Genomic DNA, 24759 nt, shown 5'->3' on the forward strand with positions numbered 1-24759 from the left:
AAAAATTGCTAATTAGCTTTTTTTATAAAATAAAAGTAAAGGAGTGAAAAATGGATAAAGAAGAATTAGCAAAAGAAAAGTGGAAAGAAATCAAAAAAAAATTAATTGATAAAGATCTTAAATTTGGAGAGTTAGCTGAAAAGATAGGATATACTCCATGGGGATTAAGAAATGCTATCAATAATTTACAACCTAAAGTTTTGGACAGTATTGAAAAAATTTTAATCTAAAAAAAGCTAATTGGCAATAAAATGAAGAGGAGAGTATATGGAAATTGAAAAAATTAAATTTGTTATAATTGTTTACAACTCTCAAATTAAATATAATAATGAATTTTTTGAAGAAGTTCTTAATAAAGAAACAACATCAACCTGGAAAAAAGCTATAAGCATTGCAGAAAAAATGAAAAGAAAATTTTCTAAAAAAGATTATCCACAAAGAAAAATAGTTATAAAAGAAAGATATAAAGAAGGATGGAAAGTAGTATCAACAAGAACTTGATATTGGAGTGAAACTTACTAGTCTTTCCCCATCTTATCCAGTCTTAATAAAATAAAAATATCTAGTAAGTTTCACTTGAATATTAAATGAAACTCATTATTAAATCTTTTTTTAATCTAAAAAACTCCTGAATTTAAATTAAGAATAAATAAAAATTAGCTGCTGCACACTGCATAATAATGAGTTTCATCTAGTATTTAATAAAAGCGAGGTAAAAAATGGTAGGGCTAGACAGGGCGGCAGTCTGGGTGCAACTGGAAGTGGAAGCTGACCTTGTCATATTGGGAATCCAAAAAAGATTTGCTGATGTCAAACCTAAAAAACTTGCAGGGAATACTCAGACTTTTAAATTAAATGAAAATAATCTCAATGAGATTAGAGTTAAAGAAAAGCTAGGGAAAACTCTGGTAAAAATAGATTTTTCATATTCAAAATATGGGAAAGAAAACAATTTATACCCTTTAGAAAATGAGATCTCCAAAATTATAGTTGAAGAGAAATTAATAGACATAATTGAAGATATCTCTCTCATCAAAATCACTCGTTCTGATTTGAATTATGATTTCATAGAAGTTTGCACCCAGGAAGCAGTAAAGAGTTTTTATGAATATCATAATATAATTTCAACATTTTATAAATCATTAAGAAGAGCCATTTCTCATCAACAAGGAGTTAGATTTGAGAACTATGACTTGAATCTTGATTTTTTTTATAGTACAGGATTTATATTTCAAATGAATCCAGGCTGGAAGATGAGATTATACAGTAAAACTCATGAACATAATAAAAAAAATTCCCAGAACAAAATATTTGGTGGAAACATAAGGCTTGAACATAGGTTAACTAGTACAGCCTTAAATTATTTTTGTAAAAGTTCAAGAGTAAGTGAAATATCTATAGATATTTTAAAAGAAAAAGTATTGAAAAAAATTGGAGTCCAGCTCTTTAAGTGTCTTGAAGCTGAGATTCAAAGAGATATTGATATTTTAGAAGTTAAGTTGAAAGACTATACTTCTAGAACTTTACCTCTTCTAGTTAGAGATCTACAAGAACATATTCTTGATGAGGAAACTGTTAACTATGTAGTAACAAAGTTAGCAACAACAAGTGAACGGCAAATAAAGAGATATAGGCAAAAAATAAAAGTAGCTTTAGAAGAGTTCCAAAATAAAGGAAGTCCAAAAAGAAGTAATTTTGGGAACATAGAAAGATTAGAATTTTTTATAAATAAAATATTATTATACCAGGTAAAAGTTAAATGCAAATACAAAGAGCGTTTAACTTTTAATGCTACTTAAAGGTGTCAAAAATATGTCCCTTTTTTGTGCCAAAAAAAATTAAAAACTTAGGAAAATCAATACTTTGAAATACCTTCCTCGCGTGATAATAATGTGTGGGGCTTTTCAATCCTAAAAGTGAAATAAAAAAATATATAAAATAACTAACGAGAAAAAACGAAAGGAGTTGAAACCTTATGGAGATACTAGAAATAAAAATAGAAAATATTAAACTTAGTAAGTTAAATCCTAGAGTATCTACCCCAGAGCAGATAGAACAATATAAAAAGATTTTATCTAAGATAGGATTTATTATTCCAATCTTTATATCTTCAAATAATGAAATTTTATATGATACAGCTAAATATGAAGCTGCAAAACAATTAGGTTTTAAAACTATAAAAGCCATAAGAATAGAAGAGCTCCCAGAAAGCACTCTTGAAACATTAAGGGTAGCTGAAATGAAAGCTTTTGAAATGGGAGAATGGGATAATGAAGTTCTGTATGAAATTCTTGCTAACCTTGATGAAGAGAGTAGAAGCTTAACAGGATTTGACTTTGATAAATTAAAAGCTGAAATAGATGCCTTTGAAACAATAGAAGAGATAGAAGAAATTGATACTCCAGAGGTAGAAGAAGAATACTTCTCTAAAGCTGGAGATATATATCTTCTTGGAGAGCATAGATTGATGTGTGGAGATTCTACTAAGAAAGAAGATGTAGAAAAGTTAGTAGATGGAGCAACCATTGATTTGATGATAACAGACCCTCCATACAATGTTAACTATGAATCAACTGCTGGAAAAATTAAAAATGATAATATGAGTTCAAATGACTTTTATGAATTTTTAAAAAAGTTTTATGCAAATGCTTTTTCAGTGATGAGAGATGGAGCAGCCTTTTATATTTTCCATGCTGATAGTGAAACAAAAGCTTTCAGGGGAGCCTGTGAAGAAGTAGGATTCAAGATATCTCAATGTCTAATATGGGTAAAAAATGCCTTTAATCTTTCAATGCAAGATTATCACTGGAGGCATGAGCCTTGTCTTTATGGTTGGAAACTCGGGACAGCACATTATTTTATAGCAGACCGTTCCCAAGATACTATCTTAGAAGATATAGAAAGTCTGAAATCAAAAAGTAAAACTGAGCTTTTAGAGATGTACCTAACTCTTCAAAAAACATTAGAGAATGTTTCCACTATTATCAGAGAAAATAAACCTTTAAAAAATGATGTACATCCAACAATGAAACCATTGAAATTACTAGCAAGATTAATGGTTAATAGCTCTCAAAAAGAATGGAATATCCTAGATTTATTTGGGGGCTCTGGAAGTACAATGATGACTGCTGAACAGCTGGGTAGAAAAAGTTATTTGATGGAGTATGATCCAAGATTTGCAGATGTCATAGTAAAAAGATTTGCAAGTGTGAACAAAAATATAACTCTTCTTAGAGATGGAAAGGAATACTCTTGGAATGATATAAAATCTAACTTTGGAGAAATAGATGAGTAAAAAAATAGAGAACTTGGACAAGCAGAAGCTCCAAGTCCTAGAATTATATTTACAACTGGAATCCATCAAATTTGGTAAAACCAAGAAAGAAAAGTATAGAGAGATAGCTAAAAGATTAAAGATAGCTGAAAATACTATAAACACTTGGGTAAGAAGATATTATGAAGACTATCTTGTGTATCTTCAAGAAGCCAAAGAATTAGAAGAAAATTCAAAAATATCTAATTTTGAGGGCTTGACAGAAAAACAGTCAATATACATCATAGCAAGACTGCACGGAAATAGTCCAGAGAAAGCCAAAGAGTTAGCTGGATACTCTCCTAAAACAAAAGCTGCTGATATAGAAAAAAATCCTAAAGTAAGAAGAGTAATGGCTCAACTAAGAGAAGAGTTAAAAGATGATGTGAAGCTAAGTGCAAGAAGTGTAATAAATAAACTTGTAGAGGTATCAGAGAAAGCAGAACATGGGATTGAATACACAGAAACAGAATACCATGATGAAACTAATCCAGATGGAAGAAAAGTCTACAAGAATGCTAAAAAGAAAGTTGAGATAAGTATATCTGCAGCAGTAAATGGTTGGACCAATATAGCAAAACTCTTAGGATATGATAGCAAGTTAGAAGCTAAGCATGAGTTAAATACTGTTGAGTTAGCACAGCAAAGGTTAGCAGAGTTAAAAGCTAAAAAGCTAGAAAAAGAGTTAAAAGATGATGATAATCAACCTAAAGTCCTCAAATAATTCAAGGTACTGTCTACAGGATTACAGCTCGAGGGGCTTGCGACCCCGAAAGTTTTCAGTTCCCCAGGATTTTTGGAGTTTGCCAAAATTTTTTTTAGAAAATTTTTGAAAAATTAGTAAGAAATTTGCAAAGGAGAAAAGAGAAATGAATCAACCAGAGGTAATAGCATCTGAAAATAGACTTTCCAAGCTATTTGGCTTTTCAGAAAGAAAAGTAAGAACTTACTTCAAAGAAGCTAGAGTGCAACCTGGAATGTATGACCTAGAGAAAGTCATACAAATCTATGTGGAAAATACCTCTGGAGATGATGAAGTGGCTGAAGCTAGAAAAGTAGAAACAGAAACTAAAAAATTTAAACTTAGCATCTTACAAGGAGAGTATCACAGGGCAGATGACATAGCTATCTTGGTTACAGATATGCTAATAAGATTTAAACAAAAGATGACAGCCATTCCTGTTAAAGCAAGCATAGAACTTTTAAATAAATCTAATCGTAGAGAAATAGAAGAGATTTTGAGAAAAAATATTTCAGAAGCACTTGAAGAGCTTTCTGAATATAAAAATTTAAGGGCAATAGAGGTTGAAACAGATGGAACAGAGGACAGTTAGCTTTTTTGAAGATTTATTAAAAGTCTTAAAACCAGCTCCAAATTTAACAATTGGAGAATGGGCAGATAAATATAGGATATTATCACAAGAGGGAGCTGCTGAAGCTGGTAAATGGAGAACTGATAGAACACCATATATGGTAGAAATATATAATTGTTTAACAGATAGCCATACTGAGTCTGTAACTATAAAAAGTTCCAGCCAAATTGGAAAAACAGAAATGTTGTTAAATATCTTGGGAAGATATATGCACCTTGACCCTTGTTCAATCTTATTTGTCCAACCTACTGTTGATGATGCCAAATCTTTCTCAAAGGAAAGAGTTGAGCCAATGATAAGAGATACAAAAGTTTTAAAAACTCTTATTAAACAGGCGAATAAAAAAGGAGAAGGAACAGTACAAGGAAAAATGTTCCCAGGGGGATACGTTAGATTCGTTGGTGCTAACTCTCCTTCTGGTCTAGCTTCTAGAACTATAAGAATAACTCTTCTTGATGAGGTAGATAGATTTCCTCAATCTGCAGGAGATGAGGGGGACCCAGTAAAACTAGCTGAACGTAGAACTGCGACATTTTTTAATAGAAAAATGCTAAGAGTATCCACACCAACTGATGATACCACCTCTAAAATACAAAAATTATACCTTGAAGGTTCCCAGGAAGAGTGGTGCCTACAATGTAAACATTGTGGGGAGTATCAACCTCTCAAATGGGAAGATATAAGAGATGATGAAGGAGTTGTTAAATTAGAATGTAGACATTGTGGAGTATTAGGAACAGAAGAGGAATGGAAAAGAGAGAATCAAAAATCTGGGATATGGATTGCTAAATTTCCAAAAGAGAAAAAAAATAGAAGTTTTCATCTCAATGCTTTAGCTTCTCCTTGGGCAACATGGAAGGAAATATATGAAGAATATCTTCAAGTAAAAGATGATGAGATGAGAATGAGAACTTTCACCAATACAGTACTAGGAGAAACATTTGTTCTGCATCTTGAAGAGCAATTAGACTATGAAGCTTTATTTGAAAGAAGAGAAGATTATGGGGCAGAACTCCATGATAACATCCTTTTCTTAACAGCTGGAGTAGACGTTCAAGATAATAGATTGGAGCTACTAGTAGTGGGTTGGGGGTATGGCTTTGAAAGTTATGTAGTTCAATATAGAGATTTCCCAGGCTCTCCAGGACAAGAAGATGTATGGATACAACTAGACAATTATTTAAAGAGAACTTTCTCATTTAAAGATAAAAATAAGCGACCTCTACCAATTGCTTGTTGCTTAATAGATAGTGGAGGTCATCATACAGGAAATGTATATAAATATGTGTTTGGAAAATCTAAAAGAAATATTTTTGCTATAAAAGGTCTTGGAACTAATGGAGTAAATATCCTTAATGGATTTAGAAAAACAACCAAAAAGGGAGTCCCTAGTATTAACTTATTAAGCTTAGGAGTAAATGCCTTAAAAGATTTAGTCTATGCAAGATTGACAATTTTAGAAGGTCCTGGAACTTGTCATTTTCCTAAAGATTCTTTAAAAGGTTGTGGAATAGATTTCTTTAAAGGACTAACAGCAGAGGTTAAAGTAAAAGTAAGAACTTCTAAAGGAGAAAAGATAGAGTGGCAAGTACTTCCAGGTAGGAGAAATGAACCTCTGGATTTAATGAACTATGCTACAGCTGCAATAGAGTTATTAGGAATAGATTTAAACAGAAATAGATTTAACAACAAAAGGGATAAGAAGGGAGAAGAGAGATGATATTCACAGAAGAACAATGCAGACGGCACCTTGATATGTGGTTAGCAGCTGAAGAAGCTTTAGCTAAAGGGCAAAGCTACACAATAGGAAATAGAACTATAACAAGAGTTAATGCTTCGGAAGTTTCGAAAAACATTGAAACTTGGGCTGACAGATTAGAACGAGTAAAAGGAAGTGGAAGTCCTAGATTTGTCAAATTTATACCAAGAGGTTAAGGTGGAGTAAATGGGAAAAAGAAGAAATAGAAGAGTTATAAAAAACACTCCTAAAGCTGAAACCTATCAAAGAATAAAAATGATAAGTGGGGCTGGATATAGTAACAAAAATGATATTACTTTTTCAACCTGGAATGTAGTATCAGAAAGTCCAGACAATGATATTTTATGGGATTTAGATGATTTAAGAGCAAAATCTAGAAACCTGTATATGAATAATGAGTTAGCTGGAGCTGCTCTAAAGAAAATGAGGACCAAAATAGTTGGAACAGGATTATTACCAAAACCAACTATTAATTACAACATCATAGGTATCTCTAAAGAAAAAGCTCAAGAAATTGAAAAAATAATCAAAACAAAATTCAATGCCTGGGCTTCATCAGCAAATGCTGATTATAATCGTATGCATGACTTCTTTATTTTACAAGCCTTAATTCAATTAAGTTGGATAATGAACGGAGATGCCTTTGTTATTCCAAAAAGAAAAAAGAGAACAGGAGTAGATATAGATTTATGTCTACAACTAATAGAAGCTGATAGAGTTCTAAATCCTCATGCTGTTTCAAATAATTTAGTAAAAGCAGGAGTAGAGTTTTCAGAAAATGGAGATTTACTGAAATACTATATTGCGGATAAGCATCCTGGAGATTGTTATACAAAAGTAACAGGATATCCAGCTTTTAACTCTTTAGGAAGAAGAAATATTTTACATATTTTTGAACCAGAGAGAATAGGGCAAAGAAGAGGTGTTCCTCTTTTAGCTGGGATAATAGCTCCAATAAAGAAATTAGGAAGGTATAAGAGTGCTGAATTAGAAGCGGCAGTAATAAATGCTAGTCTAGGATTTATTGTTGAAACAAAAGACCCAGAAGGCTTTGTAAACAAAAGCTTTGGTGGGGAAAGTGATGAAGAGAAAAAAGAAAGAACTGAAAAAATAGAACTTGAAAATGGACTAGGGATAATTGCTAAAGAGGGAGAAACCATCAAAGAGTTTACAACCACTAGACCAAATAAATCTTATAAAGATTTTGTGGATGCAATTTATGAAGAAGTTGGAGCTCAATTAGAAATACCTCATGAAGTATTAATGAACTCCTTTAAGAGTTCATACTCTGCTGCAAAAGCAGCTCTAGAAGAAGCACACCAAAGATTTTTAGTGTGTAGAAAGCTATTAGAAAGGACTTTCTGTCAACCTGTTTATGAAGAGTTTATATTGGAACTCATAAAAAATGGAGATATAGATTGTCCAAATTTCTTTGAGAGCAGTGCAATTAGATATGCTTTCACTAGATGTATATGGGTAGGAAGTGGGAAATCATCTTTAGACCCTTTAAAAGAAGCTAATGCTAATCAAAAAAGCCTTGAAAATTACACAACTACAAGAGGAATAATAGCTGCTGAAGCTGGATTGGATTTTGATGAAATACTTGAAGCAAGAAGAGATGAGGAACTAAAAATAGCAGAGATAGAAAAGTTAAAAAGAGAAATAGGGGGAAATATAAATGCCTAGTAAAAAGAGAACATTCTTTGAAATAAAAAATATCTCTGATGATGTAGGAGAAATAAGAGTATATGGAGATATTTGTAAATGGGCTTGGGAAGAGTATGGAGAAACAAGTTCAGTAACATTTTCTAAGCAACTAGCAAATCTTAAAAATGTAAAAAAATTAGAGCTAAAAATAAACTCTCCTGGTGGAGATGTGTTTGAAGCTGTTGCTATGTATCACGAAATAAAAAGATTTGCTCAAGGAAAAGAAGTGACAGCTTATATAGATGGAATGGCTGCTTCAGCTGCCACGATATTAACATTAGCAGCTAATAAAACAATAATGGGGAAAGGGTGCTATTTTATGATACACAACCCATTAATGTATATGGGATATGCTAACGTCGAAGAAATGAACGAAGCTATTGAACACTTGAATAAAACAAAAGACAATCTTTTAGACTTATATGAAGAGAAATGCAAATTATCAAGAGATGAGATAGCAGAAAAAATGGATAAAACAACTTGGTATACAGCTGAAGAAGCTTTGCAAGCTGGTTTTATAGATGAGATAGCTAATTATGATAGTTCTATAAGTAATTTAAACATTTCAAATGTATTTACCCCAGAACTTAAAAATCTAGCTATCCCAGAAAAATTAAAAGATATTTTACAAGAAAACAAGGAGGAAAAAATGACACTGCAAGATTTAAAAGTGCAACACCCAGAACTTTTACAAGCTTATGAGAAAGAGGTAATTGACAAAATCAAAGGAACAGACACTGTAAAAAATGCTATTGATGCAGCTATTAAGGAAGAAAGAAAAAGAATAAAAGCACTAGATGATATAAAAGTTACTTCAGAAGCTGCAAGAGAAATAGTAGACAAAGCTAAATTTGATGAAGTAAGAGATTATAGAGATGTAATAGTTGACCTGTATAACTTAAATGCTGAAAAAGCAGGGAGAGAAATAGCTCAAATGGAACAAGAGAAAAAAGATGCTGGAATTTATAATATTCAATCTGGAACACTAGGAAACTCTAAAGAACAGCTAGAAAATGATATTATAAGTGCCGCATTAGCGGAATTAGGAATAAAATAGGAGGTTTAAAATGAATAATACTAAATATACAAATGAAGAAAAACAAATTTTTTATGGAGATTACCCCTTAGTTGCTCAAAGTTTGCCTCTTAAAACAACAGTAGTTGAAGGAGATGTAATAGGGGTAGATGCCGAAGGAAATTATGGTAAATATGATGAAATTACATATACAACACCATATGCAGTAGCCACTCAAAAAGTTACTTTTTCAAGTGATCCAGTAAACTGCGAATGTATATTGTCAGCATACTTAATGGAAAGCTTTGTTTTGCTTCCATCAGATGCAGGTAAAAAACTGAAACTTAAGCAAGAATTAAGAAAAATAGGAATATTTTTAAGATAATAGGAGGAAAAAATGCCACAAGGATTTGATTTATATACACCAAAAACAATAAGAAAAATAAGAGAACAAGCTCCAATAAGAAAAAATTTTTTAAAGGATTTATTTTTTAGTAAAAGTTCTACTGTTACAACTGAAGAGATTATGCTTGAAATTACAAAATCAGGAGAACATATAGCTGCATTTGTAACACCTTTAGAGCTAGGGAAACCAATAGTAGATAGAAAAACAAAAACTAATTTAATTACAGCACCTAATATTGCTGTTGAGAGAACTTTAGGTCCTAAAGATTACTTTGTCAGAGAAGCTGGAATGAATGTTACTGGAGAATATAATCCATCACAAAGAATAGGAAAAAGAATTGCTGAAATATTAGCTGACCAGGAAAAATATATTTCAAACAAAGAAGAATTAATGGTTGCACAATTTTTAACAACAGGGAAAGTAACTTCTACTACAGGAGAAGAGAGTTATGAAGTAGATTATGGATTAGAAAATCAATCAACTCTGCCTGGGGGAAGTAAATGGGGAGAATCTGGAGTAAATCCTCTTGTATCTTTAGACAAAATATTAGCAGAAGCTGAAGAGAGTGGAATAATTATAAGAAATGTTGTTATGGGAATGGCAGCTGCTGAAAAATTTATGAACTCTTCTGAATTTAAAAAGGATATGTTGAGTAAAGATTTACAATCCGAATTTGTAAAAACAGTTGTTAGAGAATACCCAGGGGTAGTGTGGTTAGGAACATATAAAACATATGGTGTCGAATTATTTAGATATTCAAGAAAAGTAATAGGACATGATGGGAAACCAATTCAATTAATGCCTACAAATATGATAATAGGAGCTCCTGTCGGTGGGGAAATATTATATGCACCAATTATCAATATGGGAGAAACAGACATGCATATAGTTCAGAGATTTAGTGATGTTTCTACACCAAATAAAAAATCTAAAATTATTTCTACTGAATCAAGACCAGTATTACAACCAATGGATTTAGATGCTTATTTCTCAGTTGTAGTATGTGATGCAGAGTAATTTCGAAAGTTACGAAAAAGGAGTTAGAACATGAAAGTAAAATTTTTAAGAAAATATGGAAAATATAAAATTGGAGAAGTTACTGAAATTTCTTTAGATAAAAAAGAAAAAGAATATGTGATTAAAACAGGAACTCTCATTGTTTTAGAAGATGATATTGAGGAAATTACTGAAAAAACCACAGAAGAAATTCCAAAAGTAGTAGTTCCAGAAGAGAATAAAGAAAAAGAGGTAAAAAATGGTGGAAGAGGAAAAGGTGGAAAAAAGGAGTAGTGAATTATCTCCATTTAAAAAAATGTTAAGGGAAGATATTGATATCTTCCTTAACATTGATGAATTTGGAGAAAATATAACTATCAATGATATAGAGTATACTGCAGTAATAGAGCATCCAGAGAAAGATTTTTCAATTGTAGAAGATGGAATAGCTGAAGCTATTGCCATTATACTTTACTTAAAAGAAAAAGATGAGTTTAAAAAATTTAAAACTGGTAAAAGTATTACTGTCAACTCTTCACAATATATCATAAACGATAGTTATGTAGAGGAAGGAATGAGAATAATAAAACTATCTGAAAATAGAGGGTATTAATATGTCAAGAGAAGATTTTATTGAGATAAGAAACCTTGCAAAAGTAGAAAAATTATTAAAAGACATTCCTAATGGAGTAGAGAAAGCTACAAGTAGTGCAATTAATAGAAGCTTAGTTACTTTGAAAAAAAATGTAAAAAAAGAAGTAACAGATAACTATGGAATAAAATCAACAGAGGTTGAAAAAGCTATGGTTGTACAAAAAGCTATACCAATGAAAATAACAGGGTCTATCAAATCTAGGTCTCCTTTGCTCTCATTGTATAAATTTTTAAAATCTAACAATGAGAATGAAATAAAAGTTCTTATCAAAAAAACTTCTGGAACACAAAGAGTCAGAGGAAAGAAAAATCTAAAGGGAAAACCCTTTATAGCTAGAATGAAAAATGGTCATAAAGGGATTTTTCAAGAAAAAGAAAGTGGAAAAATAGAAGAGTTAAAGACATTAAGTATTCCACAAATGCTTGGAAATGAAAGTGTTATGGAATATATAAAAAGTAATAATGAGGTTGATACCCTGTTAGAGAAAAACCTTGAAAGAGAAATAAATAGGATTTTAAAAGGATATGTATGATGAAGATATTTGACTTAGAAAAGGAATTAAAAAAAATAATAGAAGAGAATATCAAAGAGTATAAACTAAAGTTACATCCAAAAAGTGAGGGTGAAAATGAGGGAGAAAGGATTCCAATTGTTATTATTGGAAATCAGCCAAGAGAAGCACTACAAGATATTATCCCTTGTGTCATTATAAAAACTCCTAATGGGAAAAATACTCTCTTGGAAAAATTACTAACACTAGCTATAGGTGTAGTTATCTATGAAACTGATACTAGTGTAGCATATAAAACAATATATGAAATTATAGAAAAAATATCCACTGCTATCATAGAAAAAGGAATAATTTTAAAAGAATTTGAAATATTACCAACATATGAATGGAATATTTCTGATGAAGAAATGTATCCGTTTTGGGCAGGAAACTTAAATTTCCATATAGTTGCAAAGAATGTTTATAGAACCGATGCAGATGATTTTATATACGGAGAAGATTGGGGGAAAAATGGCGAATAAGACAACTAAAAGCGAAGAGAAAAAAGTAATAAAAAAAGCTGAAAAAAAGATGTATTTGGGTCCAAATTTAAAAAAATATGGACTTATTACAGGACAAATATACGAGGGAGAGCATTCAAATGTAAAAAATGCTATCTCAGAAATTAAAGGACTAGATAATTTGTTTGTGAAAATAGATAAAAATTTTCCAAAAGTAAAAGAAAGATTTGCACAAAAAGGAACAAAGGAAAATATCTTATATAGTCAAGTGTTAAAACAAATAGGAGGTAAATAATGGCATTTAAACATGGAATAGGAACTACAGAGACACCTACAGCTATAACAGCAATAAAAGTTGATGGGATAACACCTGTTTATGTAGGAACAGCTCCTATAAATTTATGTGAAGAAAAAAATATAAATAAAGTAGTTTTATGTAATACTTATGCTGAAGCAATAGCTGCATTTGGATATGTAAAAGACTTTGAGAATTACACTTTGTGTGAAGCCATAGATGCACATTTTAGCAAATTTGGAGTAGCACCTATTGTACTTATAAATGTCCTTGACCCTGGAACACATAAGAAAAGTGTAACTCAAGATAGTGTACCAATTGGAGAGGATAAAACTATAAAAATAAAAGAACTAGGGATTATAAAAGAAACTATCCAATTAACTCCAGAAAAGGAGTTTATAGCAACTTTTGATGATGATGGATATGTTGACTTAATAATAACTGCTGAAGAATTGCCAGAAGGAAATAATATTCAAATAGCTTTTGATAAATTAGACCCAAGCATGATAGAAGCTGATGATATCATTGGGGGAATAGATGCAGGAACAGGTAGAAATAAAGGATTGGAATGTATAGAAGATGTATTCCCAGTAACTAGATTAGTTCCAAACTTAGTACTAGCTCCAAAATATTCTACTGATAGCACAGTTGCTGCTGTCATGGAAACAAAAGCGAAATTGATAAATGGACATTTTAAAGCATTGGCTTTAGTAGATATAGACACTAAAACAATTACTAAATATACAGAAGCTCCTGCTACTAAAGAAACTAATAATCTAAGTTCAACTAATTTAGCAGTATATTATCCTAAAGTGGCACTTGGTGAATTACAATACCATATTTCTACTCAAATAGCTTGTTTAATTCAACAATTAGCATCTGAGTCTAATGGTGTACCTTATCGTTCTCCATCAAATATTAATATAAAAGCTGATAGAACTTGTCTAGCAAATGGCACAGATGTTTTATTAGCTATTAATCAGGCAAATTATCTTAATGGTAATGGAATAGGAACAGTTATTAACTGGATAGGTGGATGGAAAGCTTGGGGGAATAGAACAGGATGCTATCCATCACTGCTGGATGCTAAAGATAATTTTATAGCTTCAAGAATGATGTTTAATTTCTTGAATAATACTTTAATTACAAACTTCTGGGATAAAATAGATAAACCTACAAATAATAATCTCATAAAGAACTTTAAAGATAGTATAAATATATGGTTGAATGGTTTACAAGCCTCTGGAATGCTAATAGGTGGAAGAATAGAGTTCAGAGAAGAGGATAACCCTATAACATCATTATTAGATGGAAAAGTAAAATTTAAAATTTATTTTAGTCCAGCATTACCTATGGAATATGCTGAGTTTGATTGTGAAATAGATACAAACTATTATAATAATCTATTTTCAGCTTAAAAACAATTTGAGGAGTGATAAATAATGCTTATACCAGAAAAACTAAGTAACTATATGCTATATACTGATGGTAGTAGAACACAAACTGCTTTAGTAGATGTTGATTTACCAGAGTTACAATTTATGACAGAAACAATTTCAGGAGCTGGAATTGCAGGAGAGATTGAATCAATAACTGCAGGACATACTTCCCCTTTAACTTTAGGATTGAATATAAGAGCTTTAATAGGAGAAGATTTTACACTTCTTGAACCAAGAGCTTATAATCTAGAAATAAAGGCTGGAATACAATCTTTTGATAAAACAGCAGGAAAAATAGAGCAAGGGAAATTAAGCATTTTTGCAAGAGGTATTCCAAAAACAATGTCTTTAGGAAAGGTATCAGTTGGAAAAGCTACAGATAGTAAAAAAGAATTTGCTGTTGATTATTTGAAAGTTGAATATGATGGAGAGGAAGTTCTTGAAATAGATAAATTAAATATGATTTGTAAAATAAAAGGAGTAGATTATTTAGCAGATTTAAGAGCTGCTATGGGAATGTAAGGAGGATAAATGAAATTAAGTAAACCAATTATTATTAAAAATATTGATGGTTCAGAAAAAAGAATAGAGGAAGTAAATATAACTAAAGAGAATTTTACTGCAAGAGCCGTATTAGAAGCAGAAAGAGAATTCTTATTGAATGAAGGACTTGGGCTTCCTAGTAATATCCCATTTGAAAATTTAAAATCTTATCAAGGATATATAGCAGCTAGAATAATAGGGTGTAGATATAATGAGTTATCAGGATTACCTGGAGATGACTTCTTAAAAATTGTGGGGGTAGTCAAGGGTTTCTTAGATGGCTTGGACTGGGAAATCTTAACGGATCTGATATCAGAAAAGTCGGAGTTATTATCGCTAAAGAAACAAGAACAAGCCTCGAATATTGGCTAGATCTCCCAGTTTATGAGTGGGCTGAATGGCTAGAAACTATTAATGAAATACTAGATGAAAAAAATAAATAAGTGGTTGCTCTTATTATGTTTATACAGTATAATCATAGTAAGAGGTGGATGGTATGGTAAATAGCTTAAAAGAAGAATGGAGAAGAGTAAAAACAGATATAAAACAAATTTCTTTGGAATATAAGGAAAACTCTGCCAAAGCTAAAGACAGAATAGAAAAGGAAACCTATGAATCCTCTAAAAGAATTGATGAATACTTAGCTGGAAATAAAAAAGTTAAATTGACACTTCTTGAGAAATTTATAGTATTTATTCCAAAAATATTTTGGGTTGTAGCTGTTTTGATTTGCATTATTCTAGCTATAATAGGAACTTTTTATTGGGTAGTTATTACATTGATTCTATCCATAATAATTGGATGTATACTATCAAAAATAATTTAAAATTAGGTATCAAAAGCCACTTATTCAGAAATGAGTAAGTGGCTTTTTTATTTGGAGGAAAAATGGCATTAAAGGAACTGGCAATATCTATTGGGATAGGAGCTGCATTATCTACAAGTTTTAGTAAAAATATTAAAAGTGCTGGAACTTTGATGGATCAATTAAAAAATAAGACCTCGGATTTAAAAAAAACTCAAAGAGATTTAAAGAAATATGAAAATATGCAGCTTATTAGAAAAGAAACTAGGAGTGAAATAATTTATTCCCAAAAGGAATTGGTTAAATTAAAAAATAGATTATTAGAGGTAGATAAAGAGGGAAGAACTCTTGGATCTACTTATAAACTTTTAGAAAAAGAGATCAATCAACTCTCTTCTAAAGAAAAACTTTTAAAAGATAGAATGGCAATGGTTGCAATTGAAATGAAAGAAGGGAAGGGAGATAACAAAAAGTTACAAGAAGAGTATCGAAAACTACAAAAAGAAACTAAAGGAATTACTAACGAATTAACTCCTTTAAAAAAAAGATTGAATGAAGTTGGGAAAGAACTTTCTTCTAATTCAAAAGAAAGTACTAATCTAGGAAAACAACAGCTTAATTTAGAAAATAAAATTCAATCTCTAAGAGAAAAACAAAAGAAAAATATAAATGAAATTAGAGAAACTACAAAACAATTAAAAGAACAAAGTATTTCAATTAAAGATACAGCAAAATCTTATGAAGAACTTGAAAAAAAGGCAAATGCATATAATAAAGCTTTAGAACACTACCAAAAAGCTAATGCTATAAAAGAAAAAGGTAGTAAAATAGCATCTTATGGAAATTTACCTTTAAAAGCTGCTGGTGTTGCAACTGTTGCTGGAGCTGGAGCACTTTCGGAAGCTATAAGAGCAGAAACAGCTTTTGCAGGAGTAAAAAAGCAATTTGATTTTGAAACGGCTGAAGAAGAAGCTAAATTCAAAGAAGATTTATTAAAACTTGTTGCAGAAAAAAGGATAGCAGTTTCCTTAGAGGAATTATATGGCATGGCTGCTAATGCTGGTCAAAGTGGTTTGAATAAAGATGAAGCAGTAGGCTATATAGAAGCTGCTGCCAATATGGGAATGGCTTTTAATATGAGCAGAGAACAAGCTTCTGAGTATATGTTTGCCTGGAGAAATACCTTTGAAATGAATCTGACTCAATTAAAAGAATTAACAGATCAAATTAATACTTTAGGGAATAATACAGGAGCTAGTGAAATTAAAATAGCAGAATTTATAACAAGAATGGGAAACCTTCCAACTGTAGTAGGAATGGCTACTAATCAAACAGCAGCTCTTGGAGCTTCTTTAATGGAAATGGGAATGGCACCTGAAATAGCAGCAACAGGGGCAAAAAGACTGTTAACTATTTTAAATAAAGGTATGGCAGCAACAGGAAGTGAAAAAGAAGCATTAAATATACTAGGATTAGACCCAGACTATTTGGCAAAAGCTACATTAGAGGACCCAGAAAAAGCATTAGAAACTGTATTTTTTAAGTTAAGTAAGTTAAAAGAACATGAACAAGGGGCAGTTATGACTATGCTTTTTGGAGAAGAGGGGAAAGTAGCTGCTGCTAATATAATGGGAGCTTTTGATAGATTAAAAAGAAATATAAATTTAGCAAAAGACTCTAATATTTATTCTGGAGCAACTAATAAAGAAGCTGAAATTCAAAAAAATACAGCTGCTAATCAACTACAGGTTTTAAAGACAGAATTTGATGTAATCAAAGCAGACCTAGGAACAGAATTGTTACCTCTTGTAAAAGAAGGAGCTACATATCTCAAAGCTTTTTTAGAAAAACTTTTAAAAATAATGAAAGAAGATCCAGAAGGATTTAAAAGAATGGTAAAACTCTTTGTTTATGGAACTGGAGCTTTGTATGGGTTTGGAGGGGCTTTAAAACTTATAGGTGGGTTATTACACGGCTATGCTGGTATTGTTAATTTAGTAGGATTAGCAACTGAAAAAGAATTAGGACTTAAAACTATAAGAGCTGCTAAAACAATAACACAACAATTTAAAAACTTAGGAAAAGCTGGACTTCAAGTAGGGAAAATAATAGGAAATGGAATATTGAATGGTGGTAAACTTGCAAGTAATGGAGTAGTTAAATTCACCAAAATGAGCATTCAATATTTAAAACTATTAGGAAGTACTGGACTTCAAGTAGGAAAAACAATTGGTCTTGGGATACTAAATGGTGGTAAATTTTTAATAGGTGGTTTAGCTAAGTTAGGCAGTCTTGGTATGGCTGCTTTAGCTAGTCCTATCACTTGGGTTATTTTAGGGATAACCGCTTTAATTGCAGCAGGATATATGCTTTATAAGAATTGGGATACAGTTAAAGAAAAAGCAGTTCAGCTCAAAGATAAAGTAGTTGAATTAGTAGACAAATATTGGTATTTACTTGGTCCTATTGGTTATATGATTAAAGGTGGAAAAGCTTTATACGAAAATTGGGATACTATAAAATTAAAAGCTGGTAAATTAAAAGATAAAATTGTAAATATGGTCACTGGAGCAATCGAGCAGTGGAATATATTCAAAGAGAAAAGTTTAGCAATATTAGGAATTCCTTTTGATTGGTTAGATAAAAAAATAGAAGGAATAAAGGAAAAAGGAGGACATATGCTTGATGGAGTATTAGAGATTTATGAAAAAATAAAGAATTTTAGTATAACAGATAGCATAAAAAATGGAGCTTCCTGGCTTGGAGAACAATTTAATATTCCACAATTTGCAACAGGGGGAGTAGTTAATTCTCCAACACTTGCTTTAATTGGAGAAGGTGGAAGTTCTGAAAGTATAATTCCCCACGAAAGAACTCCTAAAAGCCTAAACTTATGGGAAAAAACAGGGAAATTACTCGGAGCTTATAAACCTACTTCTACAACTAATAACAATTCATCAGCAACTATTACTTTTTCTTATTCTCCAACTATTTATGCTAATGATAGCAACAGTTTAGAAACAACTTTGAAAAAAGATAAAGGAGATTTTGAACGTTGGTTTAAAGAAAGTATGAATAAATACGAGAAAGAAAGATTTAGGAGAGGTTATGGAAGATAAAATATATATAACGGTATTAGGGGATACCTGGGATAGTATCTCTTATAAGCTATTTGGAGATTCGAAACTATATAATACTTTATTAGAAAAAAATCCAGGATATCATGGAACTTTAATTTTTGAAGCTGGTATCAAAATAAAATACCAGGAAATTCCTAAAACTTATGAAGAAAAAGTAGCACCTTGGAGAAGAAGATGAATTTAAGTGAAGAAGTAAAAAAAATGGTTTCTAACAGTAGAAAATTAAAGTTAAAAGTATTATATGAAAATACAGATATAACTAAGTATATAGACCAGGATTTAATTAGTTTTAGTTATTCAGACTCCTTAAATGAATTTGATAGCCTGGATTTAACTATTCAAAATAGAGAATTACTTTGGATGAATGACTGGAATCCTTTGAAGGGGGATAAACTTGAATGTTGGTTGTATCTATATAATTGGGAAACTAATAGTGAAGTAGAAATATATATTGGGACCTTTTATATTGATAGAGTTTCATATTCTGGACCTCCAGATATAGTAACTATATCTGCACTATCTGTAGACATTGTTTCTAATATTATGGATGACAAGAAAAACAGAGTATGGGAAGCTGTAACTTTTGAAAAAATTGCTAAAGATATTGCTAAGGAATGTAGTCTTGAACTTATATATGAATGTAATTTCAATCGAGAATATAAAAGAGTTGAACAAAAACTTGAATCATATTTCAATTTTTTAAAAAGACTAGGGAATGAGATAGGAGTAATTATCAAACTTTACAATGATAGATTAATTATTTTTGAGGAAAAGGTATATGAAGAAAAAGATTATAAATTTATTTTTCATAGAAATAATATTAAAAATTATTCTTTAGAAACTGATGATACTGATACATATGCAGGGTGTAAAATTACTTACTATGATAGTTACCTGGGAGAAAAAATAGAAGAAAGCTTTTTTACTAAACAAAGACCAGGTTATAAAAGAAATACTCAAAGAGTTTTATTTATCAACCAGGAAAAAGAACCACCTGGAGATACTAAGGCACAAAAAAGAGAATACTTATCAAAAATAGCTGAAAAAGCTTTAAGAGAAAAAAATAAACAAGCTATAAGAGGAACAATAGAAATTATAGGTAAAGAGGAACTTATATGTGTAGGAGATACTATATTTTTAGAAAATTTTGGTATTTTTACGGGAAAATATTTAATAACAAGTATAAATACTGATTTAAAAATTTATGATTTAACTTTAGAAATTAGGATGGTGTTAGATGAATGAAATAAGATATGGAACAGTATCCCATGTATTCCATGATGAAGGTCGAGTAAAAGTAGAATTTGAAGATTTAAATATTTCTAGTGCTATTCTCACAGTATTTCAGGGAAGAAATCAAGGAGTTAAACAATATAGTATGCCTAAAATCAATGAAAAAGGACTTTGTTTAATAGCTACAACAGGGAATAGTGGATATTATTTAGGAAGTGGTTATAACATACAAGATCCTGTGATGAAAGAAGCAGGAGAAGGGAAATATATAACTTTATATCCAGATGGAACTAAGCTGATATTTGATGAAAATACCTCTAAACTATATATAGATTGTAAAAAAAATATAGAAATAATCTGCCCTCAAATATCAATTACTGGGGATATAAGTATTAAAGGGAATATAATTGTAGAAGGTGGAATGACAACAACTGAAGATGTCAAAGCAGCTGGAGTTTCATTAATAAATCATAAAACAACAGGAGTCAAGGCAGGTGGAGAGATCTCAGGACCACCTCAAAAATAAGAAAGGAGAATAACTATGGTTGTAGGAAGTTTAGGTAAAGTAATCTTTGCTTGTAGTAGCTTTTATATAAAAACTCTTGACTCTTTAAATAGAGATGCAAGCTATAGATGGACAGAGCATCAAATAATAGGAAGCAAACCTAAGCTTCAATTTGATGGAGAAAACTTAGAAAATATAAAATTTAACATACATTTAAATGCTGCTTTTAATGTTAATCCCAGTAAATCAGCACAAGACTTAAAAGAGTATGGAAAAAAGGGAGAACACCTTAGATTTATTCTTGGGGGTAAAGTTATTGGTACTTATGTTATAGAAAATATTTCTGAATTATATAAAGCTTATACTGCTTTAGGGACTGTTACAAAAATCGACTTATCTATTCAATTAAAGGAGTATAACTAATGGAAATGGAAATTACTCAAAATGAAAAAAACTATGTATTTAAGCCTAAAAATTTGAATGAAGAAATCGCTCAAAATATAGAAAATATAGTAACTAGAATAAAAGGAAATGTTCCTTTGGCAAGGCATAAAGGAATAATAGCAGAAAATATTGATAAACCTCAACTTATTATAGAAGCAGAAATGACTGCTGATACAGTTGAGGAAATAGAAAGAGAAGAGAAAAGATTTAAAGTATCTGAAATTAATTTAACATCTAACAATGAAGTAAAGACACTAGTGCAAGCTAGTGTGAAAGGAGAAATAATAGATGATTAAATTTATAGATGAAAATATTAATAATATTGAAATAGCCTTAAAAGAAGGCTATGAAGAAATTATGGGAGTAACCATCAAAGATGGAGATCCTATTAATGATTTTATTGGTTGGGTAACTTATATTTTTACTATTGTAAAGAATGATATTAATTATACTGGAAGAATGAATTTATTAAGATATGCAGAAAAAGAATATCTAGAAGCAATAGGAGAACTTGTAGGAGTAGAAAGAATACAAGAAAAAGGAGCAAAAGCAACTATTAAATATACTTTTTCTAAGACATTTCCAAGTGTAGTAACTATTCCAAAAGGATATAAGGTTGCAGCTGGGAATCTTTATTTCGGAGCTGATGAGAATATAGAGCTAAAAATTGGGGAGAGAGAAGTTAGTGGAGTTGTAACTTGTTTAACTCCTGGAGTTATAGGGAATGATTTACAAATAGGAGAAATAAATATAATCGTTGACGATATACCTTTTCTTTTATCAGTAAGTAATACAAGTATAAGTAGTGGTGGAGTAAATCAAGAAGATGATGAAAGTTTAAGAACTAGAATTCAGCTAAAACCAACTGCATTTAGTACTGCAGGACCTGTTGCAGCTTATAAATATCATGTTTTAACTGCACATCAAGATATAATAGATGTCCACATTTATACTCCAGAAGAATCTCCAGGAGTAGTAAAAGTTATTCCTTTGTTAAAAAATGGAGTTATTCCTGAAAGAAGTATTCTTGAAATTGTAGAAAAAAGACTACAAGATGATAGTGTTAGACCTTTTACTGATAAAGTTGAAGTCTTTGCACCAACATCTACGCCATATAATATAAATTTAAAATGGTGGTTAAGCAAAGAAAATGATGTAAGCACTGTAACTCAGAATATAAATAATGCTGTTCTTGAATATAGAGCTTGGCAAAAAGAAAAATTAGGTAGAGATATCAATCCAAATAAATTAATACAACTTTTAATTGGTGCTGGAGCAAAGAGAGTTGAGATAATTGAACCTACTTTTACTAAATTAGATAAGACAAAAATTGCACAAGAAACTTCAAGTATTACTGTTAGTTATCAAGGAGTAGAAGATGAGTAAATATAATCTATGTGATACTGATTACCAATTTTTTTTCCCAGAAAATTTAAAAAAATATAAAAATTTAAAATCTTTGTCTTTAGAATTAGAAAAGCAATTAAAAAAAGAGATAATTTCGCAACTTCCGAAATTAGCAATATTTAAAAATTTAGAATTACAGACAGATGAAGTTTTATCAGAATTAGCTTATCAATATATGGTAGATAATTGGCAAGAGAATTTAGATAGAGAGGTTAAAATAAAATTAATTAAAAATGCATATTGGTCATATTCTAAAAAAGGGACTAAAAAGATAATTGAAGAGAACCTTGAAAAATTAGGTTATCCAATTACTTTGCATGAATGGTTTGAATATGATGGGAAACCTTATACTTTTAAAGTAACTATCAACCATATAAATTCTGACCCAAATTGGATTGATAAATTAATTGAAATTATTGACAAATATAAAAATTGTAGAAGTGTTATTGATACTACAGATATTGAAATCACCAGAGAAATAAGTAAAATGAAATTCGCTTCTTTTCAAGTTAAAGAAATAGAAAAAGAATTCACTGGGGGGTTATAAAAATAACAATAAATAATAATCTCAATTTAACACCATATAAAATAGAGGAGGTTATAAGAAATGTTTGATGGTATTACAAAGAGAGGGAGCGAATATTTAGCAAAATGCCAAGCAACAGGAGAAGGAATAAAATTAGTTAAAGTAAAAATAGGAGATGGAAAAATATCAGATGATGAGGATCCTAGCACATTTACTAATATAAAAGCAATAAAACAAGAAGTTGAAATATTAGAAAAAAAACAAATAGAAAATAATTTGAAATTAACTGTACTGTTTAGTAATGAAGATATTGAAACTGGATACTTTCCAAGAGAAATAGGAATATACGCATTAGATGGAGAAGAAGAAATTCTGTACTGGTATATAAATGAAGGTGATGAAGCTACCTGGATGCCGCCAGCAAGCAAGACACCAATCAAATTTAGATATTATGTTAATATAATGGCTACTAATAATGAAACTACAATAGTTAACTGGACAGGAAAAGAATTATGGGTAGATAAAGAATATTTAGATAAAGAATTGGCTAAAAAACAAAATTTACATGAAAATAGATTATTGACAGCTGCCAAAATTGTTTGGGAAGCAATAAATGAACTTTTTACTAATAAATTAGATAAAGGTGGTTATACTGGTACTGCACAGAACTTATTAACAGAAATTTCTAAAATAGCATCAAAAACTATATTAGGAAGAATAATTATAGGTAAAGGATTAACTGTTGATAGTTCTGGAAGGACCTCTATTGTATCTAAAAATGATGGTATTATTGTTAATGATAATGATATTCAATTAAATGTAGTAGATAATCTTACAACTGATAGTACTACAAAAGCTCTTTCAGGTAAACAAGGAAAAATTTTAAATGAAACTAAACAAAATAAAGAAGATAGCACTCTAAAAACCGTGGTAAAAACAATAGTTGGAGCCATTAATGAACTTTATAATGAGCTAGTAAAAAAAGCAACTAAAACACAATTAGGAAGAATAAAGGTAGGGAATAATTTAACAGTTGATGAAGATGGAACATTACATGGAACTCCTGAATATACTCATCCTACTGGGAATGGAAATAATCATATACCTGCAAACGGGGTTAGTGGAAATTTTCTAAAATGGTTATCATCTGGAGCTGCTCAATGGACAAATATTACTTGGAGTGATATTACAGGAAAACCTAATTCTTTTACTCCAAGCAGTCACAATCATACAAAAGCAAATATCACAGACTTTCCTACTAGTATGAAAAATCCTTATGCCTTATCTATTCAATTAAATAGCGGAACTGCTTATACATATGATGGAGCAGCTACTAAAAATATTAATATTACTCCAGCTAGCATAGGAGCTGCTGATTCTAGCCATACTCATACAAAAGCAAATATTACAGACTTTCCTGCTAGTATGAAAAATCCTTATGCCTTATCTATTCAATTAAATAGTGGAACTGCTTATACATATGATGGAGCAGCTACTAAAAATATTAATATTACTCCAGCTAGCATAGGAGCTGCTGATTCTAGTCATACTCATACAAAAGCAAATATTACAGATTTTCCAACAAGTATGAAAAATCCTAATGCTCTTGAAATAAAGATGAATGGACAAAATCCAGTGAGCTATGATGGAGCAGCAGCTAAAAGTATTAATATTACAGCTAGTGGAATAGGAGCAGAACCAGCCTTCAAAAAAAATGGAGCTTTTAATAAAAATTTTGGAACTACTTCAAATACAGTATTAGAAGGAGCTAAATTAGCCGAGATATTAGGACTTACATACGGAGGAAGTCTTAATACTTCTAGTGCAAAGACAGTAAACTATGCCTATTATGATAGTACCACAAAAAAAGTTTATAAATGTATAAAAGCTACAAGTATAAACTATGCAGACGCAAATTGCTTTGAAGCAATATCTAATAATGATTTATTGAGTAAATTACAGAATTTCTACCAATTTGGAAATAATTCAAATGGAATTTGGAGTAAAAATTTAATTACAGGAGAGATAATCCAAAGAGGAAATTCAGGGGTATATTCTAGCAGACAAATAAAAACTATAACATTACCAATAGCTTTCACTACCACAAATTATATGGTTTTTACTATTAATAATGGGACATCTACTGATAATTTTTATTCTTTCCAACCACATAACTTTACTACAACT

General features: G+C 30.6%; 29 protein-coding genes and 1 pseudogene. All 30 read left to right on the top strand.

The genetic code is table 11. The features are described from left to right. Positions 1–50 precede the first annotated feature (50 nt). Positions 51–230 carry a hypothetical protein gene (locus FMAG_RS04595; RefSeq protein WP_005884487.1) on the top strand — a complete coding sequence of 60 codons (180 nt, stop codon included), beginning with the start codon at positions 51–53 and terminating at the stop codon, positions 228–230. Positions 231–267: 37 nt separating this feature from the next. Then, the gene (locus FMAG_RS04600) at positions 268–501 is read left to right on the top strand and encodes a hypothetical protein (RefSeq protein ID WP_005884489.1); all 234 of its coding nucleotides are present in this window, start codon (positions 268–270) and stop codon (positions 499–501) included. Between the two features lie 218 nt (positions 502–719). Continuing rightward, a complete protein-coding gene (locus FMAG_RS04605; protein ID WP_005884491.1) occupies positions 720–1799 on the top strand; it encodes a hypothetical protein in 1080 nt (359 codons plus the stop codon). A gap of 176 nt (positions 1800–1975) precedes the next feature. Next, on the top strand, positions 1976–3295 hold the full coding sequence (locus FMAG_RS04610) for a DNA modification methylase (RefSeq protein ID WP_005884493.1): 1320 nt from the start codon (positions 1976–1978) through the stop codon (positions 3293–3295). Next, positions 3288–4037, top strand: a complete 750-nt coding sequence (locus FMAG_RS04615) for a helix-turn-helix domain-containing protein (protein ID WP_005884495.1) — start codon at positions 3288–3290, stop codon at positions 4035–4037. The genes FMAG_RS04610 and FMAG_RS04615 overlap by 8 nt, the downstream gene beginning before the upstream one ends. Positions 4038–4182: 145 nt before the next feature. Next, complete coding sequence (locus FMAG_RS04620; protein ID WP_005884498.1) at positions 4183–4647, top strand: hypothetical protein; 465 nt, start codon at positions 4183–4185, stop codon at positions 4645–4647. Then, a complete protein-coding gene (locus FMAG_RS04625) occupies positions 4628–6406 on the top strand; it encodes a phage terminase large subunit family protein (RefSeq protein ID WP_005884500.1) in 1779 nt (592 codons plus the stop codon). Before FMAG_RS04620 ends, FMAG_RS04625 begins: the two co-directional genes overlap by 20 nt. Further along, positions 6403–6621 (top strand): DUF6148 family protein, encoded by a 219-nt coding sequence (locus tag FMAG_RS04630; protein WP_005884503.1) that lies wholly within the window; start codon positions 6403–6405, stop codon positions 6619–6621. The genes FMAG_RS04625 and FMAG_RS04630 overlap by 4 nt, the downstream gene beginning before the upstream one ends. Positions 6622–6631: 10 nt before the next feature. Next, positions 6632–8131, top strand: a complete 1500-nt coding sequence (locus FMAG_RS04635) for a phage portal protein (protein WP_005884505.1) — start codon at positions 6632–6634, stop codon at positions 8129–8131. Further along, a complete protein-coding gene (locus FMAG_RS04640) occupies positions 8124–9209 on the top strand; it encodes a head maturation protease, ClpP-related (RefSeq protein ID WP_005884508.1) in 1086 nt (361 codons plus the stop codon). The genes FMAG_RS04635 and FMAG_RS04640 overlap by 8 nt, the downstream gene beginning before the upstream one ends. A 10-nt stretch (positions 9210–9219) precedes the next feature. After that, complete coding sequence (locus FMAG_RS04645; protein WP_005884510.1) at positions 9220–9552, top strand: hypothetical protein; 333 nt, start codon at positions 9220–9222, stop codon at positions 9550–9552. A gap of 12 nt (positions 9553–9564) precedes the next feature. Next, on the top strand, positions 9565–10590 hold the full coding sequence (locus tag FMAG_RS04650) for a major capsid protein (protein ID WP_005884512.1): 1026 nt from the start codon (positions 9565–9567) through the stop codon (positions 10588–10590). A gap of 30 nt (positions 10591–10620) precedes the next feature. Continuing rightward, positions 10621–10863, top strand: a complete 243-nt coding sequence (locus FMAG_RS04655; RefSeq protein ID WP_005884514.1) for a hypothetical protein — start codon at positions 10621–10623, stop codon at positions 10861–10863. Further along, positions 10847–11182: a hypothetical protein gene (locus FMAG_RS04660; RefSeq protein WP_235242846.1), complete on the top strand. Its 336-nt coding sequence runs from the start codon at positions 10847–10849 to the stop codon at positions 11180–11182. Before FMAG_RS04655 ends, FMAG_RS04660 begins: the two co-directional genes overlap by 17 nt. A gap of 1 nt (position 11183) precedes the next feature. After that, a complete protein-coding gene (locus FMAG_RS04665) occupies positions 11184–11756 on the top strand; it encodes a phage tail protein (RefSeq protein WP_005884518.1) in 573 nt (190 codons plus the stop codon). After that, a complete protein-coding gene (locus tag FMAG_RS04670) occupies positions 11753–12256 on the top strand; it encodes a hypothetical protein (RefSeq protein WP_005884520.1) in 504 nt (167 codons plus the stop codon). Before FMAG_RS04665 ends, FMAG_RS04670 begins: the two co-directional genes overlap by 4 nt. Beyond that, positions 12246–12530: a hypothetical protein gene (locus tag FMAG_RS04675; RefSeq protein ID WP_005884522.1), complete on the top strand. Its 285-nt coding sequence runs from the start codon at positions 12246–12248 to the stop codon at positions 12528–12530. The genes FMAG_RS04670 and FMAG_RS04675 overlap by 11 nt, the downstream gene beginning before the upstream one ends. After that, positions 12530–13948, top strand: coding sequence for a phage tail sheath family protein (locus FMAG_RS04680; protein WP_005884524.1), 1419 nt, complete (start codon positions 12530–12532; stop codon positions 13946–13948). Before FMAG_RS04675 ends, FMAG_RS04680 begins: the two co-directional genes overlap by 1 nt. 24 nt (positions 13949–13972) lie before the next feature. Further along, a complete protein-coding gene (locus FMAG_RS04685) occupies positions 13973–14491 on the top strand; it encodes a phage major tail tube protein (protein ID WP_005884526.1) in 519 nt (172 codons plus the stop codon). Positions 14492–14500: 9 nt separating this feature from the next. Beyond that, a complete protein-coding gene (locus tag FMAG_RS04690; RefSeq protein ID WP_005884528.1) occupies positions 14501–14884 on the top strand; it encodes a hypothetical protein in 384 nt (127 codons plus the stop codon). 124 nt (positions 14885–15008) lie between these two features. Next, positions 15009–15338 carry a hypothetical protein gene (locus tag FMAG_RS04695; RefSeq protein ID WP_005884530.1) on the top strand — a complete coding sequence of 110 codons (330 nt, stop codon included), beginning with the start codon at positions 15009–15011 and terminating at the stop codon, positions 15336–15338. 62 nt (positions 15339–15400) lie between these two features. Continuing rightward, positions 15401–18436, top strand: a complete 3036-nt coding sequence (locus FMAG_RS04700) for a phage tail tape measure protein (protein ID WP_005884532.1) — start codon at positions 15401–15403, stop codon at positions 18434–18436. Further along, entirely contained in the window at positions 18426–18635 is a 210-nt protein-coding gene (locus FMAG_RS04705; protein WP_005884534.1) for a tail protein X, read from the top strand. Before FMAG_RS04700 ends, FMAG_RS04705 begins: the two co-directional genes overlap by 11 nt. Continuing rightward, on the top strand, positions 18632–19702 hold the full coding sequence (locus FMAG_RS04710) for a phage late control D family protein (protein ID WP_005884536.1): 1071 nt from the start codon (positions 18632–18634) through the stop codon (positions 19700–19702). Before FMAG_RS04705 ends, FMAG_RS04710 begins: the two co-directional genes overlap by 4 nt. Continuing rightward, positions 19695–20216, top strand: a complete 522-nt coding sequence (locus FMAG_RS04715; protein ID WP_005884538.1) for a phage baseplate assembly protein V — start codon at positions 19695–19697, stop codon at positions 20214–20216. The genes FMAG_RS04710 and FMAG_RS04715 overlap by 8 nt, the downstream gene beginning before the upstream one ends. Positions 20217–20231: 15 nt before the next feature. After that, a complete protein-coding gene (locus tag FMAG_RS04720; protein WP_005884540.1) occupies positions 20232–20618 on the top strand; it encodes a phage tail protein in 387 nt (128 codons plus the stop codon). Further along, positions 20618–20935, top strand: coding sequence for a hypothetical protein (locus FMAG_RS04725; protein WP_005884542.1), 318 nt, complete (start codon positions 20618–20620; stop codon positions 20933–20935). Before FMAG_RS04720 ends, FMAG_RS04725 begins: the two co-directional genes overlap by 1 nt. Then, positions 20928–22025 (top strand): baseplate assembly protein, encoded by a 1098-nt coding sequence (locus FMAG_RS04730; protein ID WP_005884544.1) that lies wholly within the window; start codon positions 20928–20930, stop codon positions 22023–22025. The genes FMAG_RS04725 and FMAG_RS04730 overlap by 8 nt, the downstream gene beginning before the upstream one ends. After that, the gene (locus FMAG_RS04735) at positions 22018–22593 is read left to right on the top strand and encodes a phage tail protein I (protein ID WP_005884546.1); all 576 of its coding nucleotides are present in this window, start codon (positions 22018–22020) and stop codon (positions 22591–22593) included. The genes FMAG_RS04730 and FMAG_RS04735 overlap by 8 nt, the downstream gene beginning before the upstream one ends. Positions 22594–22653: 60 nt before the next feature. Beyond that, a pseudogene (locus tag FMAG_RS13240) lies at positions 22654–24759 on the top strand (hypothetical protein); the annotation flags it as partial.

The organism is Fusobacterium mortiferum ATCC 9817, assembly GCF_000158195.2.
Classification (GTDB): Bacteria; Fusobacteriota; Fusobacteriia; order Fusobacteriales; family Fusobacteriaceae; genus Fusobacterium_A; species Fusobacterium_A mortiferum.

Bases quoted from the DNA above. Each gene is read 5' to 3' on its own strand.
- FMAG_RS04610 (WP_005884493.1), top strand. From the start codon at position 1,976: ATGGAGATACTAGAAATAAAAATAGAAAATATTAAACTTAGTAAGTTA.
- FMAG_RS04640 (WP_005884508.1), top strand. From the start codon at position 8,124: ATGCCTAGTAAAAAGAGAACATTCTTTGAAATAAAAAATATCTCTGAT.
- FMAG_RS04680 (WP_005884524.1), top strand. From the start codon at position 12,530: ATGGCATTTAAACATGGAATAGGAACTACAGAGACACCTACAGCTATA.
- FMAG_RS04655 (WP_005884514.1), top strand. From the start codon at position 10,621: ATGAAAGTAAAATTTTTAAGAAAATATGGAAAATATAAAATTGGAGAA.
- FMAG_RS04710 (WP_005884536.1), top strand. From the start codon at position 18,632: ATGAATTTAAGTGAAGAAGTAAAAAAAATGGTTTCTAACAGTAGAAAA.
- FMAG_RS04730 (WP_005884544.1), top strand. From the start codon at position 20,928: ATGATTAAATTTATAGATGAAAATATTAATAATATTGAAATAGCCTTA.
- FMAG_RS04615 (WP_005884495.1), top strand. From the start codon at position 3,288: ATGAGTAAAAAAATAGAGAACTTGGACAAGCAGAAGCTCCAAGTCCTA.
- FMAG_RS04625 (WP_005884500.1), top strand. From the start codon at position 4,628: ATGGAACAGAGGACAGTTAGCTTTTTTGAAGATTTATTAAAAGTCTTA.
- FMAG_RS04715 (WP_005884538.1), top strand. From the start codon at position 19,695: ATGAATGAAATAAGATATGGAACAGTATCCCATGTATTCCATGATGAA.
- FMAG_RS04675 (WP_005884522.1), top strand. From the start codon at position 12,246: ATGGCGAATAAGACAACTAAAAGCGAAGAGAAAAAAGTAATAAAAAAA.
- FMAG_RS04620 (WP_005884498.1), top strand. From the start codon at position 4,183: ATGAATCAACCAGAGGTAATAGCATCTGAAAATAGACTTTCCAAGCTA.
- FMAG_RS04645 (WP_005884510.1), top strand. From the start codon at position 9,220: ATGAATAATACTAAATATACAAATGAAGAAAAACAAATTTTTTATGGA.
- FMAG_RS04720 (WP_005884540.1), top strand. From the start codon at position 20,232: ATGGTTGTAGGAAGTTTAGGTAAAGTAATCTTTGCTTGTAGTAGCTTT.
- FMAG_RS04685 (WP_005884526.1), top strand. From the start codon at position 13,973: ATGCTTATACCAGAAAAACTAAGTAACTATATGCTATATACTGATGGT.
- FMAG_RS04725 (WP_005884542.1), top strand. From the start codon at position 20,618: ATGGAAATGGAAATTACTCAAAATGAAAAAAACTATGTATTTAAGCCT.
- FMAG_RS04630 (WP_005884503.1), top strand. From the start codon at position 6,403: ATGATATTCACAGAAGAACAATGCAGACGGCACCTTGATATGTGGTTA.
- FMAG_RS04695 (WP_005884530.1), top strand. From the start codon at position 15,009: ATGGTAAATAGCTTAAAAGAAGAATGGAGAAGAGTAAAAACAGATATA.
- FMAG_RS04605 (WP_005884491.1), top strand. From the start codon at position 720: ATGGTAGGGCTAGACAGGGCGGCAGTCTGGGTGCAACTGGAAGTGGAA.
- FMAG_RS04700 (WP_005884532.1), top strand. From the start codon at position 15,401: ATGGCATTAAAGGAACTGGCAATATCTATTGGGATAGGAGCTGCATTA.
- FMAG_RS04650 (WP_005884512.1), top strand. From the start codon at position 9,565: ATGCCACAAGGATTTGATTTATATACACCAAAAACAATAAGAAAAATA.
- FMAG_RS04635 (WP_005884505.1), top strand. From the start codon at position 6,632: ATGGGAAAAAGAAGAAATAGAAGAGTTATAAAAAACACTCCTAAAGCT.
- FMAG_RS04670 (WP_005884520.1), top strand. From the start codon at position 11,753: ATGATGAAGATATTTGACTTAGAAAAGGAATTAAAAAAAATAATAGAA.
- FMAG_RS04595 (WP_005884487.1), top strand. From the start codon at position 51: ATGGATAAAGAAGAATTAGCAAAAGAAAAGTGGAAAGAAATCAAAAAA.
- FMAG_RS04665 (WP_005884518.1), top strand. From the start codon at position 11,184: ATGTCAAGAGAAGATTTTATTGAGATAAGAAACCTTGCAAAAGTAGAA.
- FMAG_RS04735 (WP_005884546.1), top strand. From the start codon at position 22,018: ATGAGTAAATATAATCTATGTGATACTGATTACCAATTTTTTTTCCCA.
- FMAG_RS04690 (WP_005884528.1), top strand. From the start codon at position 14,501: ATGAAATTAAGTAAACCAATTATTATTAAAAATATTGATGGTTCAGAA.
- FMAG_RS04705 (WP_005884534.1), top strand. From the start codon at position 18,426: ATGGAAGATAAAATATATATAACGGTATTAGGGGATACCTGGGATAGT.
- FMAG_RS04600 (WP_005884489.1), top strand. From the start codon at position 268: ATGGAAATTGAAAAAATTAAATTTGTTATAATTGTTTACAACTCTCAA.